The organism is Phormidesmis sp. 146-12 (assembly GCF_052939495.1).
In genome coordinates this window covers 61,456-79,094 of the sequence record NZ_JBJPHS010000011.1, presented here as the reverse complement: position 1 = coordinate 79,094, position 17,639 = coordinate 61,456, and the positions used below count along the sequence as shown (strand labels likewise).

Below are 17,639 nucleotides of genomic sequence, written 5' to 3'. Positions count from 1 at the left end.
GCTGTTTGTTTACAAGCAGTCATGATTTGGGGAGCTAAGGCTCTAAAATTATGAAGGGGTTTTAATAAGAGATGCACCATGAGCAGCGTTCGCGTAATCACCGATAACGAATTTCAAACCGAAGTCCTGGATGCCACTCAGCCCGTGCTTGTGTATTTCTGGGCTACTTGGTGTGGGCCCTGTCGTCTCACTGCACCACTGGTCGAAACTGTGGCTAACAGCTATGGCGATCGGCTAAAAGTCATCAAGATGGAAGTTGATCCCAATCCCAAAACCGTCGCTACCTACAAAGTAGAAGGCGTTCCTGCCTTTAGATTCTTCCAAAAAGGAGAACTGCTCAAAGCCACTGAAGGGGCAATTAGTAAACAAAAATTAGAAGAACTCGTTGCGTCTCAGCTTTCTCATTAGAATAGTCAGACCGTCGCACTTCCCTTCGCTATGCAATTTGCCACTCGCCTAAACGCTCTGCAAGCCAACGTCTTCGCGGACATGGATCGCGCCAAAGCTCAGGCTAAAGCCGCTGGGTGCGATGTGATTGATCTCTCGTTGGGGTCGTCTGATCTGCCCACTGAAGCGCATGTGCTGGCGGCGATCGCCCAATCTCTCCCCGATCCCACGACCCACGGCTACCTGCTGTTTCAAGGGACTCAGGCATTTCGTCAAGCGGCTGCAACCTGGTACACCCAGAAGTTTGGTGTAGCGATCGATCCAGAAACCGAAGTGTTACCGCTGATCGGCTCTCAAGAAGGTACGGCTCATCTCCCACTCGCGATTTTGAATCCTGGAGATTTTGCCCTGCTACTTGATCCTGGCTATCCTTCCCATGCGGGAGGTGTCTATTTGGCGAGCGGTCAAATCTACCCAATGCCCTTAAAAGCAGAGAACGGATTTTTACCCATCTTTGAAGAGATTCCTGAGTCCGTGTTGGCGCAGTCAAAGATGATGGTGTTGAGCTATCCCCATAATCCGACAGCAGCGATCGCGCCCCTTGCTTTCTTTGAATCGACAGTATCATTTTGTCGAAAGTATAATTTAGCACTAATTCACGATTTTCCCTACGCAGACCTCTACTTTGGACAGTCCTGCCCTCCCTCTGTTCTGCAAGCTGACCCTGAGAAAAGCGTTTCGATCGAGTTCTTCACCCTTTCTAAGTCCTACAACATGGGAGGGTTTCGGGTTGGCTACGCGATCGGGAATGCGGAATTAATTCGCGCTTTAAGACAAGTGAAAGCAGCCGTAGATTTTAATCAGTACAAGGGCATTTTGAACGGAGCGATCGCCGCCCTCACCGGCCCCCAAACAGGGGTCAAAACGGTAGTAGAAACCTTCAGACAACGACGAGATACCTTTGTGAGCGCCCTCGATCGCATCGGCTGGCAGGTGCCCACTCCTCAAGCAGCGCTATACGTATGGGCAAAGTTACCCGATCGCTGGGCCTACCACTCGATTCAATTTGCCAAGGAACTCGTGAAATCTACGGGGGTTGCGGTATCACCAGGGGCCGGGTTTGGTAAATTTGGTGAAGGATACGTGAGGTTTGCTTTGGTACATGAGCCTAAAATTTTAGAGGAAGCGGTTGATCGCATTGCTCAGTTTCTGTAGCGCTTTACTCAAGTCTCGCGATCGCTTCCGTCTCCTTGCCCAAAAGAATCAGTTCTAGACAGGGTAACCCTTTCAGCAATGGCAACCCACCCGCTCTGTTGTGGAAAAACTCGCCAAATTATGAAAATGGCTGAGTTTTACTGAGATTTTTTGAGCCTTTGAAGAACCATATCGCTTCGAGAGGCTATAACCTCTGCTAGAAGTTTAATAAGAACAGTGAAATCTAGATGTACCTTCCAGATGCCTCTTAGTTGAGTTGAAGAAGGTAAATGAGAGAGTGTTTTAGCAACGTATTGAATCGAGCACTTGTTTAATCTGCTCCAGCTTTTTACTCTATTCGTAGAGTGTTGGAGGGCTTGAGGTCTCCTTTCATTGATTCTGGTCAATTTATGTAGTTTTTTTTACTTCAAAGGGCACCTTAACCTAAGTATAAGTCAGTAAACCTTCTTTAAGGAATCTTTAGGGACTGCGGAAAGACAAGAAGATTTTCTGAAGTCGATGTGACAAGAGAGCTAGACGACCCTTCACTCGCTATGGTTGCAATACTGCCACAGGAGTTGTGTCCATAGACTCTCAGTAAATACCCTGCCTAGCCGCCGTTTTCAAGCTTTCGGATTAACTTGCAGTGAGTTAAGCGCAACATTATCGTCTGAGTCCAACAGCCATGCGTGTTTTAATCTATTCCTACAATTACTATCCAGAGCCGATCGGGATCGCCCCACTTATGACCGAGCTGGCGGAGGGGTTGGCAAAACGAGGACATGACGTTCGGGTGATCACAGGGATGCCCAACTATCCACAGCGGCAGATATACGAAGAGTATCGCGGCAAACTGTACGCGACCGAAGAGCGCAACGGCGTAAAAATCCAGCGTAGCTATGTGTGGATCAAGCCTAAGCCAAATCTCGTCGATCGCATTCTCCTCGACAGCAGTTTTGTCTTTACGAGCTTCTTCCAGGCGCTTAGAGGTTGGCGACCTGACATTATTTTGCTTACGGTTCCCCCACTTCCGGTTTGCGTCCCTGCCGCCCTGCTCAGTTGGCTGCACAACAGCCCGATCGTTCTCAATGTGCAAGATATTTTGCCCGAAGCCGCAGTGCATGTGGGACTGATCAAAAACAAGGCAATGATTCGCGTGTTTGAAGCGCTTGAGAAATTTGCGTATCGAACCGCTCACACGATCAGCGTCATCGCCGATGGATTTGTCGAAAATTTAGAAGGAAAGGGCGTACCCTCCAGCAAGATCACCTGCATTCCCAACTGGGTTGATACCAACTTTATCCGACCGCTGCCCAAAGAGAACAATGCGTTTAGAACGGCTCACCACCTTGAAGGCAAGTTCGTCGTCACCTACTCTGGTAATATCGCCCTGACTCAAGGACTAGAGACCGTTGTAGAAGCGGCCGCTCGATTAAAGCATATTCCAGAGATTGTGTTTGTGATTGTGGGTGAGTCAAAGGCCGTCGAAAAGCTCAAGAATTACTGCAAGACCTGTGGAGCGGACAACGTACTGTTGCTGCCTTTCCAGCCACGAGAAAAACTACCCGAAATGTTGGCGGCAGCTGATGTAGGACTGATTGTGCAAAAGCATAATGTGGTGTCCTTTAATATGCCGTCCAAGACTCAAGTGTTGTTAGCGAGTGGTCGCCCGGTGATTGCTTCTGTCCCCGATACGGGCAGTGCTGCCAAGGCGATCGAGAAAAGTCGAGGAGGGGTGGTCGTTGCGCCCGAAAATCCAGAAGCCCTGGCCAATCAAATTTTGGAGCTATATCACAATCCCGAACAGGCAGAGTTGTTGGGTAAGCAGGGTCGTCAATATGCGATCGATCGCTACTCCTTTGAGCAAGCCTTAAATCAGTACGAAGCGCTATTTGAGAAGGTCAAAGACAGTTCAGCCAGCGTCAGACCCACCTATGCCCTCACGGCTAACAAGACTGGTAGCTAGAGATCAACTTTGAGAAAAGAGATTGTGACTTAACGTTGCAAAGCTTCCCGATTAAGCCTAGATCTCTAGCAAAATGAGGCAGAACCCCCTGAATTCAGGTTATAGAATCGGGGGTAAATACGGTAGCGTTGTTCTTCAACGTTCTTCAACTGCTATTGAGACTATCGATTTTGCAAAACGGCTGGGAATACTAAAGCGCAACCGTGACTGTGCAAGTATTGAACTGCACGAATTATTTACCCTTCTGTCACCCTAGTCAAACCGTTGGCTGCACTCATCAGGTAACTTTTTGAATCATGAACTCTAAGCCGCCCAAAATTCCGGTTTCTGTCTTAATCCCGGCTCGAAACGAGGAAGCCAACCTCCCGGCTTGTCTCACCAGCGTTGCCAGGGCCGATGAAGTTTTTGTGGTCGATTCGCAAAGTAGCGATCGCTCGATCGAGATTGCTGAGAGCTATGGTGCCAATGTGGTGCAGTTTCAATTCAATGGTCGCTGGCCTAAGAAAAAGAACTGGTCTTTAGAAAACTTGCCCTTCCGCAATGAGTGGGTGTTGATTGTCGATTGTGACGAACGCATCACACCCGAACTGTGGGAAGAGATTGAAACCGCTATTGAGCAAGCCGATTGTGACGGCTACTACTTGAATCGTAAAGTCTTTTTCCTGAGGCAGTGGATTCGCTACGGCGGCAAATATCCTGACTGGAACCTGCGGCTATTTCGCCATGCTAAAGGGCGCTACGAAAATTTGAACACCGAAGAAATTCGCAATACCGGAGACAACGAAGTCCATGAGCATGTGATCATTCCGGGTAAGGTTGCCTACCTAAAACATGACATGCTGCACATTGACTTCCGGGACATGTACCACTGGCTAGAGCGCCACAACCGTTATTCTAATTGGGAAGCGAGAGTTTATCTGAATTTGCTCAATGGCAAAGGTGATGGAGGAACGATCGGCGCAAATCTCTTTGGTGACTCAGTTCAGCGTAAGCGATTTCTCAAAAAAATCTGGGTTAGACTCCCTTTCAAACCACTTCTGCGCTTCATTTTGTTCTACTTCATTCGTTTGGGCTTCTTGGATGGCAAAGCTGGCTATATCTATGGTCGCCTTCTCAGCCAGTACGAATATCAAATCGGCGTGAAGCTTTATGAGCTACGTCGTGGGGGCACTTTGAATACAGACAGCAATCCTACTACTATTTCTGTATCCACCTCTGAGCCAGTCCCGCAAATTGAGTCTTAACCGTTTTGAGGGGGAGTATGAAGCAGGTCGAGACCGAAAAATTGGGGCAGGAAGACTGTGAATCCGAAGAACTTTTACCCATTCTGAATGCTAAACCGTTGGTAAATTTGCAGAGCTACGACCAATCGCACTTTGATCGCGGTCGTCCCGGTTGGTATATTTTGCTCTGGTGGCTGGTGCAGGCGATCGTCTTCCCGCTGACGCCTCATCCATTCAACTCAGTTCGGTGTGGGTTGCTCAGACTGTTTGGTGCACAAATTGGCAAGCGAGTGCTGATCCGCCCGACGGCTCGGTTTACCTATCCCTGGAAAGTTCAGATTGGAGATGATAGCTGGATTGGGGATGATGTCGTCTTCTACAGTTTTGAGAAAATTCAAATTGGAGAACATTGCGTAATTTCTCAGAAAACGTATCTCTGTACCGGAAGTCACGATATTCAAGATGCCAGTTTTAAGCTAACGACGGCTGGAATTGCGATCGGAAACGGTGCCTGGATTGCCACAGATTGCTTTATTGCTCCAGGGGTTCAGATTGGCTCAAATGCGGTAGTTGGGGCACGAAGTAGCGTTTTGAGGTCTTTACCCGCCCAGCAAGTTTGTTGGGGGACTCCCTGCCGTCCCCGTTATTTAAGAGAAATCAGGGGCGTTAATGAACAAGATCCTTAATTGAGGTGACGATGCTCAACATTCCCTTTATTTATCAGCGCTTGAGAATTAGAAGTTTTGAGTAGAACCTGGCTGCATTGCGCCCAGGTATTTTTGTAGGCACGGTGAGAAGACTTCGTAGATCAGGGTGAGAGGTTGACCGTTATGCCAAAAAAGGTAGTGTCTTCCCCAGAACGGCCCTGGTTGTCCGAAGGCTTTTTCTAAAGCGCTAGAATGCCCACAGTAAATGCCTTTGAGGTCTCGATATAGCTCCAAATGGGCGAGGCTCGTCCAAACAGGAATCGATCGATTCTTTAAGTATTCGTCAACGTGGCTTTGTTCCCACCAGGAGGTTGCGTAGGCAAGTCGTTCTCCAGAAGCCGTTCTTAGCCAAACCTGCCTTCTCAAACGGGGAGCGGGCACCATTTCAACAACTTTGGGTGCATTGTCGTCAGTGAGACCGATCGCAGACATATCGATCACATCGACTTCGGTGGGTTCGCCTGTGAGAAGTTGTAGGTGACGAGTCGGAGACCCATCACCTAATAGCAACATTTGCCAGGTCGGGGCTAACTGAGCGTGCGGCAAGCCTGTTTGAATGTCACGATCGCTGCCTTCCCAAATTGGATCGAGAGAGTGCCAGGCAGCAGGCAGCGTCACGCTGTCGGTGGATCTAAAGGTGGCAGTCATAAAACTTTACATAAGTTAACCTTCCTTTCATGATAACGCTCTTAGCCGATCGCAACGGTGGGAAAGTTTCTGCAACTCACTTTTAGAATTTCAGCATTGCCATTGGCAATTTCAGGGAAATGAATTAATTACCCGTGCATACCCCTCAACTGGGTTTAGCCAAAATCTGCTCAAGGCTAATCCAACGTGAATTCGATGGAGTTTTCTCACTTCGTTATTCAGCACTTCTGCCCCCCAACCCCCCAATTTTGGGGGACTTTGAGACAATATTTCTCGTTCAAAGTCCCTCACTTGTGGGGGATTTAGGGGGCTGAAGCCGATTGAAACGAAGCGAGTCACTCTCATCGAACTGACGTTAATCCAGCAGCCCTTTAGGTTCTTTTTGTGAATTAGGTTTGAGAGGATTGATCGATAATAGAATTAATTTTTCTGAATCACGGATTAACTTATCTACTAATATATCCATCTACCAATATAACTATTTACTAATAAATCTATCTATTGTTTTTGAGTGATTTTGATCGTAATATTTTTGCCTAAATATATGTATCGTCCCCTTGACATTGTTTAACTCAGTCAATAACATTAATTGGAAGTAGAATAAGATGATGAGAACCATAAAAAAGGCTCTTCTAACACTGCTAGATTTTGAGATCAGCTTTACTTTCTGTACATCTTTCAAGTCGCTCTAAAGCCAAGTCTCAACCGCTCCTTAAAATCCTCAGACTGACTGAAGCGTTTTCAATTTATTTTGTCATGATGGCGATCGCTGCTTAATCTATGGCATTCTCGTAGAAACTCTACGGAACTGCTGTGATTTTTCTCAAAAGCAGCGTCGGCTTACAGAATCGGCTTAGATCTTGCTTCCTTCTCAACAAGCGCCCCGAATTCAAGATTACTTCGTACAGATCTGATCTCTGAACTAGGCTCAGTTTTGACTACTAGAAGCCTGTTTCGACAGATTAAAGTCTGGGTCTTGAAATTTGTTTCAAAGCTCTCGTACCCGACTGTTTGTGGGAATGCAAGATCTGCATCAATCTCTTTGTGAAATCCAAATTGCTAACTCTCCGATTCACAGTTTTTAGGAGGAAACTTTAGAATCTTCATGATTACAAATCACCTTAACCTGACACTTGCAAACAAGTCAGAAAACTTGCTGCTCAAACTGCTTTCTAATTCAGCAAGAATTTAGGAGGATCAGGCAACGAATTAAGGTTCGGAGGCTTTTACTAAACCTCGGCTTTAGCCTGTGAAAAAATGTCTTGAAGCTCTACCTTTGATCAGTCAACTCTCTACACCAAACCGAGTCCTGTAAAGTCTTCGCTTCAGACTTTGGTTGAGCTTGTCACGTTGACTCATCTTGATCATGAGAATTGCTCTACAGCAACCATAACGCTGCTCAACTCGACAATTCTGCTACCTGTGAACATTTCTGCGATTGGGTGTGAGGGGACGCGGAGCGGCAAGAAAGCTCTGCGTTGGTGCTGAAAGAAGAGGCAGGTTTTGGTGAAAACGACCTGTTTCACAAGGTGATAGCGAGTTATGTCCAACTTAACAACTTTTTTAAGTCAGCGATCGCGCGCTCGACAATACTAAAACCTCAATAGACTCTCTGAATGTATCCTTCTACATCACTCAAAAATGTAGATTTTATCAATGGTAAATGATTTAAGCAAAGACAAGAAATTGTCAGGTAGCTAAATGCTTTCTCCCTAAAAAATGCCAAAACTACAAAGCGAAACTGGCAGCGTTAAGCAACAAGATGAATTTTCTCCTATTCTCCAACTTTGGGCAATTTCTGAACTTTCAAACTCCTCATTTTAGAGAATTAGAGAATTCAAGAGCTTTCGAGAATACAACAATTTAACGATTCATTCCTCGATTCAGCAACGCTACGAAACTAACCCCATTGATTTTGCAACCATTTAATTTGCAACCATTTAAGAGGTCAGGTTATGAATTCAGCCTCCACGTTACGGGTATCGCTTCACCCTCAGATCTTAGAGGCAATTCTCAAACTGTTGTCTTTGGGGCAAGCGGATCAAACCGTGGAAGCCTTTAGTCAAGCTTTTGAAATTGAAGAATTTCGGCTAGGTGATTTTCTTGATCAAGACGACGATCGCGAAGACCCAGTGAACCCGATCGACCCTTCAGTTCTCAGTCAGCAAAATCACGAAAATTTCTACTTGGTTTGCGAAGGTCGAGTTCGATTGCTGTGTCTTGACCTTCAACGACAGCGAGACGTTTCTGCACAGGTCTTAGACGCTGGAGAAACGTTTGGGGGAGATGCGCTGTTTTACCAGATGCCGCTGCCTTATCGGGCGATCGCTGCCAGCCCCGTGAAGGTGGCCCGAATGTCGTTGACTACTTTGGACGTTTGGCTAAAAAAGTTGCCTCAATTACGGGAAATTTTTGAGCAGCAAGCCCAACAGCGAGAACGCCTGATTTTCTTCAAAACCTGTGTTGCTTCGGGGTCAGGTTCAAAGCCGCTCACTAGTGACCAAATTCAGCAACTGTTGCCTGATCTCGTCGAAGTGCGAGTTGCCGCAGGAGAAAGTCTGGCTCAAGCGGCGGCTTCTGGTCATTGCTGGCTTCGGCAGGGCAAAATTCACGGTCAGGAGGGGCAATCTGTGGCGATCGGCGATCGGTTTGGCTACCCAGACTCATCGCAGGTAGATTGGGTTGCTGAAACAGATTTGGTGCTGTATCAATTGCCCCTCTCTCATTGGGAGAGCGCAACGGCCATTGCACCCACTCACTTTGTTAAGCCAGATGCAGCCCTGTCTGAGCCAACCCTTAAACCGAGCAGGCGCAAGAAGCTACGATCGTCCCTTTCTGATTCCCAGACGACTGGGCCTGAGCAATTATCGAGTCAACCGAGTGGCAAAGCAAAATTTGAAGCGCCGCCTGTGGTGTTTCCCAAGCCCCAAAAATCTCATCCAGGCAGGCTATGGCAAGGGTATCCGTTCATTCAGCAGCAAAGTTCTTCAGACTGTGGGGTGGCCTGTCTGGCGATGATCGGGCAATATTGGGGCAAGCGATTTAGCCTTAACTCATTGCGAAATCTGGCGAAGGTGGGGCGATCGGGGGCCTCTCTAAAACATTTGTCAGAAGCCGCCGAAATGGTTGGATTTCAGGCCAGCCCGGTGCGAGCTAGTTGGGGGCGATTAGCCGAACAGAAGAATCCCTGGGTTGCTCACTGGCAGGGCGATCACTACGTGGTGGTCTATCGAGTGCAGGGGGATTGGGTGTTGGTCGCTGATCCGGCTCGTGGCAAACGTAAATTGTCTCGTGACGTATTCTTGAGCAATTGGACGGGGTACGCGCTTTTGCTTGACCCGACTGATCGACTCAAAAACACAGAAACCGATCGCCGCAGTTTAGGCAAGTTTTGGGGGTTGCTCTGGTCGTATCGATCGCTCCTGTGGCAAATCGTCGGGATTTCTTTGCTGATTCAGCTTTTTGGGTTGGTCACGCCTCTCTTTACTCAGGTGATTCTCGATCGCGTGGTCACAGAAAAAAGCCTGGTAACGCTGAATGTGTTTGCGATCGGCTTGCTGCTCTTTAGCGTGTGGCGGGTGGCGATGACGACAATTCGCCAATATCTGTTGGACTATTTTTCTAATCGTCTGGATTTGACGTTGATTAGTGGCTTTATCAGTCATGCGCTGACGTTGCCGCTCAAGTTTTTTGAATCGCGACAAGTAGGTGATATTCTCACACGAGTCCAAGAAAACCAGAAAATTCAGAATTTTCTCACTCGTCACGCCGTCTCTACTTGGCTCGATGCGCTGATGGCGATCGTGTATCTGGGATTAATGTTTTATTACAACTGGCAACTCACGTTACTTGTGATGGGAATGATTCCGCCAATCATTTTGTTAACGCTAGGAGCAACACCATTTCTCAGAAAAGTATCTCGCGAAATTTTCAATGAATCTGCGGATCAAAACTCGATTTTAGTTGAGATGATGACTGGAATCTCAACAGTTAAAGCAACAGCAGCAGAACGAGAAGTCAGATGGCGCTGGGAAGACAAACTAACCAGTACGATTAATGCTCAATTTCGAGGACAAAAACTAGCAAATGGACTGCAAAGTACTAGTGAATTGATCAATGCGATCGGCAGTACGGCTCTCCTCTGGTATGGTGCCACTTTGGTCATTCAAGAACAACTGACGATCGGGCAATTTGTCGCCTTCAATATGCTGATTGGCAGTGTGATTACGCCCGTTTTATCACTCGTGAGATTGTGGGATGAGTTTCAAGAAGTGCTGATTTCGGTAGAACGATTGAACGATGTGTTCACGGCGCAGCCCGAAGAAAGTGTCAGTAAACCGATGCTGGTGCTGCCTTCGATTCAGGGAGAAATTCAGTTTGAAAATGTCACCTTTCACTACGAACAAGCAGAAGAAACCAATGTGCTGCAAAATCTTTCTTTTGTGGCAGAAGTCGGAGAAACGATCGCGATCGTCGGGCGCAGTGGTTCTGGAAAGAGTACGTTGGTCAAGCTGCTTCAAGGACTCTACTCCCCCAGCAACGGGCGCATTCTCATCGACGGGCACGATTTGCATCATGTGTCTCCTCAGTCATTTCGACCCCAGCTTGGTGTAGTTCCTCAAGAGTGCTTCTTGTTTTCTGGCACGATTTTAGAGAATATTCAGCTTTACCGCTCTAACTACACGCTTGACGAAGTGATCAAAGTCGCCAAACTCGCTGAGGCACACAGTTTCATTCAAGATCTGGCCTTGGGCTACAACACAAAAGTAGGAGAACGAGGCAGCAATCTTTCTGGAGGGCAACGTCAGCGGATTGCGATCGCTCGTGCCCTACTCGGTGATCCTGCAATCCTCATTTTGGATGAAGCTACCAGTTCTCTCGACACCGAATCTGAGCGCCGATTTCAGCAAAATCTTGCCCACATTAGCCGAGGGCGCACAACCTTTATCATTGCTCACCGCTTGTCTACAGTCCGGCATGTCGATCGCATCTTAGTCCTCGATCGCGGCGTTCTCGTCGAACAGGGCAGCCACGACGAATTGATTAATCTACACGGCTTGTATTGTCACCTGGCCCAACAGCAACTCGATTTGTAGAAGCGGTTTGCACCCAAAACACTCAGTCCACAATGCTTGATGGCGTTGCTAAATCACAGGATGCATTGCCTCCCAATGCTGAGGAGGGTCAGACGGTTCAAAGTCTCCCAGTCTGCGGGATTGAGGAGGCGAGAGGATGGGCGACTTCTTCATCCCTTCAACCAGCAACGCCCGCTTTGTTATCCAGGAATTCGCGCTGCATGAAGGAGCGATTTGGAGCGGGGCGATCGCAAATTCTCATCTTCACAAAATGACATTCAAAAACTGCCAATCTGGCAGAAATGAAAAGTAGCGTCACATACCATTTCAGTAAGCTGCAAATCCTTAAAACTGGACACATCATGTTGAATCGCACTCCTCCCGAAAACAAACTGTCGCGGCTACCCAGAGAACCTAAAGTCACGATTGCCGCTCCGGTAGAAACTGCCCACTGGTCGCCTCCCCTCCAAACGCTCTTAGACAAGCCTGCTTCGGCATTGCCTGCGCGTCTAGCAGTGGGTGGGCTGGCATTCTCACTGTGTTTTACCGCGTGGGCCTGGTTGGGGCAAATGAATGAAGTCGCTCACGCGCAAGGCAAACTGATTCCCAAAGGGGCGGTTTACAAAGTCAACCCGACAGAAACGGGTAAAGTTTCTCAAGTTTTGGTGGCAGAAGGACAAACCGTAACAGCGGGACAACCTTTACTGGAACTCGATCCTCAACTTGCAACAACCGAAGTAGAAGGGTTAGAAAAACAACTGACTGCCGACCAAACGCAGCTAAACCAAACGCAAACCTTGATGACACAAGTGGTGATGCAAGCTCAAACGCGAGTGGCGATCGGTCGAGCCACGATCGAGTCCCAAAAAGTAGCCGCGATTCAGGCAAAGGGCAACACGCTAACCACACGAGCGATCGTAGAGCAGCTACAGGCGGATGCGGATGCACAGCGAGAACGGTTAAATCGACTTCAGCCTCTAGCAGCAGCAGGTGCGATCGCTCAAGAGCAAGTTTTTCAAGTAGAGCAGAGTCTGCGCGAACGGCAGCGCACCATTACCGAACATCAAGGCAGCCTGGAACAAAGTCGCTCAGAGGTCGATCGGCTGCAAGCAGAACTCATTCAAAAACGGGCGGAAGACCAACAATATCAGTTAGAAGCTCAACAGCAGATTCAACAAATGCGGCTGAAAGTGACTGAGTTGCAGGCCAAAATCGAACAAACCCAAACCTTGCTCAAGGCAGCTCAAGCAAAACGTAAACAGAAAATGGTCTATGCTCCTGTTTCTGGTCAACTTTCAACGCTAAATATCCACAACCCCGGTGAAGTCGTTCAACCTGGACAACCCCTCGCTGAGATCACGCCTCGCAACAAGTCCTTAGTGCTGTCTGCCATTGTGCCCGATCGCGAAGCTGGGTTGGTCAAAGTGGGAATGCGGGTTCAAGTCAAACTGGATGCTTATCCTTATCAAGACTATGGCATCGTCTCTGGCAAAGTGACAGCCATTTCTCCCGATGCTCAACCTGATGAAAAGCTGGGTCAAGTTTATCGGGTCGAGGTGCAGTTAGACCGTCATTTTGTGACCAAAGAGTTTCAGAAAGTTCCGTTTAAGGCAGGACAAACCGCGACTGCTGAAATCGTCACTCGTCAACGTCGAATTGCAGACATTTTATTAGACCCCTTAAAACAGCTACAGGGCAGCCTCAACTTGTGAAGTGAGTTGCTCTAAATTGCATGGAGACTAAAACCGCATGAATCACTCAATCCTTCATTCGCAGAACTCCGATCGCCGTACCGATAAAGTGATGGAGCCTGAACAATTTACTCAAGTTATCGAAGCGATTTTAGCAGGCAAATATTCTTGGGCATGTGTATTAATTTTGCGTTTTGCAGGATACAATCCTCTCCACTATATTCCCTACAGAACCTATAACCGATTGGTCAAAGACAACGCTCAGTGCAGAAAACGCGATCGCGTTCACGCTGAAGAAATCAATCAAAATGAGTCAGGCGATCGCGTTGGTCAAATTCAAGATTTAGCTTACTTAGAAGCCATGAGCGAACAGCAAAAAACAATTCATGGAGGTTGTTTTAAGAATTGGGTGACGAATAGCATTCCTTCAATAAAACTTGTGAAGGACTTGAACATTTGCCTTAAATAATAGGAATCAATTGAGGCTAAAAATCTGTGCGAGTGAAACAGATAATCCAAAGAAACTGCCAATTTGGCAACGAGGCTTCTATTGGACTCGCTAAAATCAGATCCAACGTTAAAACAATCTACCTTTAACAAGAATTATCCCCAGGAGGAGAGCAATGATCATCTCTGATCTTAATTATCTCGAAACAATTTCTAATAGCTCAAATCTGACAGGTAGCCTGAGCTTATGTGAGATTAAGGGGCTGTTAGGAAATTTTCTGATTGGTCTTCCTCATTGTGCCTTGCTCGGAAGTCTCACTAGTCACTCTAATGGAAGTGGTTATGTTTCACTTTACCGTTCAACAACATCGTTGATCAATGGCGAAGCTGTAACTTCTTCTAGCTACACTACACGAGCTCTTTAATTCTCTAGAGTTCATCATCCTCTAAATCAGTGTCAGTTCGACAAGTTCTTTCGCTTCGTTCTCATCGGCTTCTGCCCCCTAAATCCTCCATTCTGGGGAACTTTGAACCAGAGTTTTTGGCTTGAAGTCTCCCATTTTTGGGGGATTTAGGGAGCTTCCCGAATTCACAACCCCTTGCGGGTATCTCGAAGAGCGCGGAGCGAACCACTTCTGTCGAACTGACGTTAAATCATGTACTTCACTGAGAACTGTTGTTTAAGGTTTTCAGTGATTTTTATTAACTATTTTCCAGATTACTTATTAGAGATTCTCTGACTTCAAGAAGGAATATAAACAAATCTGCCAAAGTGGCAACATTGTTTTGGAATTAAGAACTAAATTATTAATACAAACCGATAAGGTTGTTGAAAAATACAAGTCGGTTGTTTTAAAAAAAGGAGAAACTCAATGATCATTTCTGACTTGAACTATCTCGAAACCGTTTCTGAGCCAACTGAAATTGTTGGCGGTGGATTCAAGATTAAGTTCAATATTGCTGAGGTATATCAGTACAGTGAAGCTACTGCTGTCGCGATCAATTTTGGCAAGAAAGGCAGTGCTACTGCCTACAACTACGTCACACAAAAGGTCTCGATCGATCAAAGAAACTAGTGATTTGTGTCGCTGAATTCGCTTGACTCTACTCACAAAACAAGGAGAAACTCAATGAATATTTCTGATCTGAACTACCTTGAATCTGTTTCCAATTCCTCTAACATCGTTGGTGGAGGCAAATTCAAGATTAAATTCAACGTTGCTGAGGTATACCAATATTCTGATGCTACTGCTCTCGCTCTTAATTTTGGTAAAAAAGGAGACGCTTACGCCTACAACGACGTTTATCAGAAGGTCTCGATCAACCAACGAAACTAGTGTCACTTCAACTGAAGATGAGTTGATTTGCTAAAGCGCTCAGTTGAGACTTTGCAAGATTGGAGGCTTTTTGGTTAAAAGGTCTCCAATGTTTTTGAGTAGTGTGGCTTAAATCTAAAAAGATAGAATCTGCCAGAATGGCAACACTACTCCATTTCTTGGTCATACGATGAGCTAAAGCAAAGTAAGCTTGTTGCAAACTCAATCGCTTTTTACTCAAACATACAGGAGAATTGCAATGGTCATTTCTGATTTGAACTATCTGGAAAAGGTCTCTGAATCGTCTATCGTCACTGGAGGAAGTCGCAAAAAGCTGGCTGGACTTGGAATAAACTTGAACATCATTACTCAGGTTGCTGTTCCGGTTGCGATCGCAATCAACTTAGGAAAGGGGACGGTTACAGTAGGAACTGGGGTGATTCAAAATGCTATGGTTTAACGGTAGGCTTTCTTAACCGACTCTGAAATTCTTCATTAGCATTCAATAGTAATAAACTTGCTAGAAGCTAAATCTGTAAAGCCCATAGCAAGTTTATCTTTTTAAAGAATGCAGAGGTTAGTAACCCTTTCTGACACATCCTTATTTGCGAGTATTCATTTTTTTTGATAGTTAGCTTCGTAACTTTATCAATACTATAATTGTTAAAATCATCACTGGATTGATCATTAGACCTAAAATTAAACCATTCAAATAAATAGTATCGATTAGCTGGTTGAGGAGTGGTAATACCTATGAGTGTCAACCTTGATATAAGTGACAGACGGGAATCTATATGTGCGATGGTTAATTTACTTGGAGTATCTATCGAATCAGACGAAATTGTTGATTTTCTAAAGTCAACTGTTCAATTAAGAGCATTCTGTGAAAAGCTTTTATATCAGCGAATTATCAACCAAATGGCTCAAGAACGAGGCATCATCATTACTTCTGAGGAGATCCAAGCTGAAGCCGATCGCCAACGCCGCGAAAACCGTTTGGAAAGAGCGATCGACACCTTAAATTGGTTGCGTGAACAGCTAATCAGTGCTGAGGATTGGGAAACTGGAATTTGCAATCAGCAACTGTCTCAAAAACTAGCAGAGTCTCTCTTTCATTCAGAGGCTGAAAGATTTTTTGCCCAGAATCGACTAGATTTTGAGCAAGTTGCTCTCTATCAAATTATTGTTCCTTATCACACGCTCGCTCAGGAACTTTTCTATCAAATTGAAGAAGCCGAAATTAGCTTTTATGAAGCTGCTCACTTATACGATATTGATGAGCAACGCCGTCGCCAATGTGGTTTTGAGGGCGTTCTGTATCGAGGAAATTTGCAGCCAGAGCTTGCTGCTGTAGTCTTTGGGGCTAATGCAGGAGAAGTGGTTCGACCCGTTCAAACCGATCGCGGCTATCACCTTTTAATGGTTGAAGAATTTGTCTCGGCGCAACTCACACCTGAAACTCATCAAGAGATCGTTCAGAGACTGTTTCAAGAGTGGTTAGAGAGTGAATTAAGCTATTTGCATAATCAAGCAGATTGACACTCCCCATGCCTAAGGGCGCTACGGTGTACACACAAGTCTATACTCATATCAAATCAACTTTTACTTGCTACAGATCCTCGCCCCCTAAATCCCCCATTCTGGGGGACTTTGAGTCATGATCTGGCGCAGTCTATTTTCAATTTGGTATCACTTCGTTCTAGTTGGCTTCAGCCCCCTAAATCCCCCATTCGGGGGGACTTTAAGCAAAAAAGACTTCGAGAATTTAGAACCCTGATCAGCGTTCAAAGTCCCCCAAATTTGGGGGATTTAGGGGGCGAAGGATTACGGCAAGTACAGATCAATCGACTTATGTATACACGGTAGTCCCTAAAGGGACGGGGCTTTCCGCTCGTTTTCGGTAATTAGCTTTGCAGACCTTTAAAAAGGATTTTAATCATGTCTTACTCTAGAAAAAGATTGATTCAACGGGTTATTTCAACAGACGGCAAAACGGTTGCAGAAGTGAGAAGTGAAGTGATGGGGTCGATCGATGCCAACAATGAGGTTCAGCAATGGATTGAAGTGACCGTTTCAACCAGCAGCGGAGTCAGGCACCAGACTACATCTCACTCAACTGCTGATTATTCTTACGATCAATGACAGCAAATTAATCAAGCTTCTATCAATCGCTTTCTCGCCGATCGCCGATGCAACCCAACCACAACGATTGAGCCACCTAGCAAGAGTAAAGCAACCGTGTTTGAAGACTCAGGGACTTGAACGCAAGGATCGGGAGCTTTGGGATTCTGGGCACAGGCAAGACTAAACTCACCCGCAACTAATGTGAGCGCCACTTTTTTGTCAAAGCTGCGGGAATAGATGCCTCGAACGATCGTAGAAGCAGATTCGCTGGTTTGAGTTGGGCTGAAGTTAGTGTTTCTCTCAAGCGAAGTGATTTGCACAAAGCCACTCCTGTCGGGAGAACTCAAAAAGTCTTCACCTAGTGTGTTTAAGAAGCCAAAGATTGAAAACGTATCTAAGAGTTGCCCACTGTTGGTGTCAAATAGAGAAAAAGCGACTTCTCCAGCAGTACTGGCGTTTTCTAAGTCTGGATTGTCAACCAGGGTTTGGAGGTTTAATGAAGCGGTGAAATCAAACGTGAAGTCTGTAGTAGAGGTAATAGACAGCGTTGTAATGGGGTTGGCTTGAGCTGTCGTAAAGTAGCGATCGCTGTCCCCCTCCACTGTACTTTCAGTAGAATCAGACAAGAGACCCTCAATGGCTAAGGCCGCTCTAGCACGAGCAAAACTGGCGGCCTCCGCAGGCAAAATTGCTATTGTAGAACTTGCCACGATCGCAGCTAAAAGCAGCAGTCTCTGAGTCAAGATAGACTGTAATTTCATAGATTTTTGGTTCCAGTAGGTTTCAGGCAACGCGACTATTAGACGGTGATGCGTTGCGGCAGTTTGCTCGAAGCCCTGATGAAACACCCTTACTTAAGAT

The 17,639-nt window shown here is 46.2% G+C and carries 16 protein-coding genes; 14 read left to right on the top strand and 2 right to left on the bottom strand.

Translation table 11 applies throughout. The features are described from left to right. Positions 1-78: 78 nt before the first annotated feature. From ACKFKF_RS07510 to hpsU, 5 genes are all read left to right on the top strand, one after another. Positions 79-408, top strand: coding sequence for a thioredoxin family protein (locus ACKFKF_RS07510; protein WP_446862463.1), 330 nt, complete (start codon positions 79-81; stop codon positions 406-408). Positions 409-438: 30 nt separating this feature from the next. Continuing rightward, positions 439-1,602: an LL-diaminopimelate aminotransferase gene (locus ACKFKF_RS07505; RefSeq protein ID WP_446867132.1), complete on the top strand. Its 1,164-nt coding sequence runs from the start codon at positions 439-441 to the stop codon at positions 1,600-1,602. A 664-nt stretch (positions 1,603-2,266) separates the two neighbouring features. Continuing rightward, positions 2,267-3,547: a glycosyltransferase family 4 protein gene (locus ACKFKF_RS07500; RefSeq protein ID WP_446862461.1), complete on the top strand. Its 1,281-nt coding sequence runs from the start codon at positions 2,267-2,269 to the stop codon at positions 3,545-3,547. 296 nt (positions 3,548-3,843) lie between these two features. After that, positions 3,844-4,791, top strand: a complete 948-nt coding sequence (locus tag ACKFKF_RS07495) for a glycosyltransferase family 2 protein (RefSeq protein ID WP_446867130.1) — start codon at positions 3,844-3,846, stop codon at positions 4,789-4,791. A gap of 17 nt (positions 4,792-4,808) precedes the next feature. Further along, a complete protein-coding gene (gene hpsU, locus ACKFKF_RS07490) occupies positions 4,809-5,456 on the top strand; it encodes a hormogonium polysaccharide biosynthesis acetyltransferase HpsU (RefSeq protein WP_446867129.1) in 648 nt (215 codons plus the stop codon). A 48-nt stretch (positions 5,457-5,504) separates the two neighbouring features. Here hpsU and ACKFKF_RS07485 read toward each other — a convergent pair whose 3' ends face one another. Then, a complete protein-coding gene (locus tag ACKFKF_RS07485; RefSeq protein ID WP_446867128.1) occupies positions 5,505-6,125 on the bottom strand; it encodes a chorismate lyase in 621 nt (206 codons plus the stop codon). Between the two features lie 1,955 nt (positions 6,126-8,080). On the opposite strand from ACKFKF_RS07485, the gene ACKFKF_RS07480 reads away from it, so the two are divergent. From ACKFKF_RS07480 to ACKFKF_RS07440, 9 genes are all read left to right on the top strand, one after another. Further along, positions 8,081-11,221 (top strand): ABC transporter transmembrane domain-containing protein, encoded by a 3,141-nt coding sequence (locus tag ACKFKF_RS07480; protein WP_446867127.1) that lies wholly within the window; start codon positions 8,081-8,083, stop codon positions 11,219-11,221. After that, on the top strand, positions 11,188-11,475 hold the full coding sequence (locus ACKFKF_RS07475) for a hypothetical protein (protein ID WP_446867126.1): 288 nt from the start codon (positions 11,188-11,190) through the stop codon (positions 11,473-11,475). The genes ACKFKF_RS07480 and ACKFKF_RS07475 overlap by 34 nt, the downstream gene beginning before the upstream one ends. Before the next feature lie 87 nt (positions 11,476-11,562). After that, the gene (locus ACKFKF_RS07470; protein ID WP_446867125.1) at positions 11,563-12,912 is read left to right on the top strand and encodes an HlyD family type I secretion periplasmic adaptor subunit; all 1,350 of its coding nucleotides are present in this window, start codon (positions 11,563-11,565) and stop codon (positions 12,910-12,912) included. A gap of 37 nt (positions 12,913-12,949) precedes the next feature. Then, entirely contained in the window at positions 12,950-13,360 is a 411-nt protein-coding gene (locus tag ACKFKF_RS07465) for a HetP family heterocyst commitment protein (protein WP_446856570.1), read from the top strand. Between the two features lie 850 nt (positions 13,361-14,210). Next, on the top strand, positions 14,211-14,414 hold the full coding sequence (locus tag ACKFKF_RS07460; RefSeq protein ID WP_446856569.1) for a hypothetical protein: 204 nt from the start codon (positions 14,211-14,213) through the stop codon (positions 14,412-14,414). 54 nt (positions 14,415-14,468) lie between these two features. Beyond that, the gene (locus tag ACKFKF_RS07455) at positions 14,469-14,675 is read left to right on the top strand and encodes a hypothetical protein (RefSeq protein ID WP_446867124.1); all 207 of its coding nucleotides are present in this window, start codon (positions 14,469-14,471) and stop codon (positions 14,673-14,675) included. A gap of 238 nt (positions 14,676-14,913) precedes the next feature. Continuing rightward, complete coding sequence (locus ACKFKF_RS07450; RefSeq protein ID WP_446856567.1) at positions 14,914-15,114, top strand: hypothetical protein; 201 nt, start codon at positions 14,914-14,916, stop codon at positions 15,112-15,114. A 341-nt stretch (positions 15,115-15,455) separates the two neighbouring features. After that, positions 15,456-16,193, top strand: coding sequence for a peptidylprolyl isomerase (locus ACKFKF_RS07445; RefSeq protein WP_446867122.1), 738 nt, complete (start codon positions 15,456-15,458; stop codon positions 16,191-16,193). 399 nt (positions 16,194-16,592) lie between these two features. Then, a complete protein-coding gene (locus ACKFKF_RS07440; RefSeq protein ID WP_446867120.1) occupies positions 16,593-16,796 on the top strand; it encodes a hypothetical protein in 204 nt (67 codons plus the stop codon). Positions 16,797-16,807: 11 nt separating this feature from the next. Here ACKFKF_RS07440 and ACKFKF_RS07435 read toward each other — a convergent pair whose 3' ends face one another. After that, positions 16,808-17,539 (bottom strand): hypothetical protein, encoded by a 732-nt coding sequence (locus ACKFKF_RS07435; protein ID WP_446867119.1) that lies wholly within the window; start codon positions 17,537-17,539, stop codon positions 16,808-16,810. Positions 17,540-17,639: the final 100 nt, after the last annotated feature.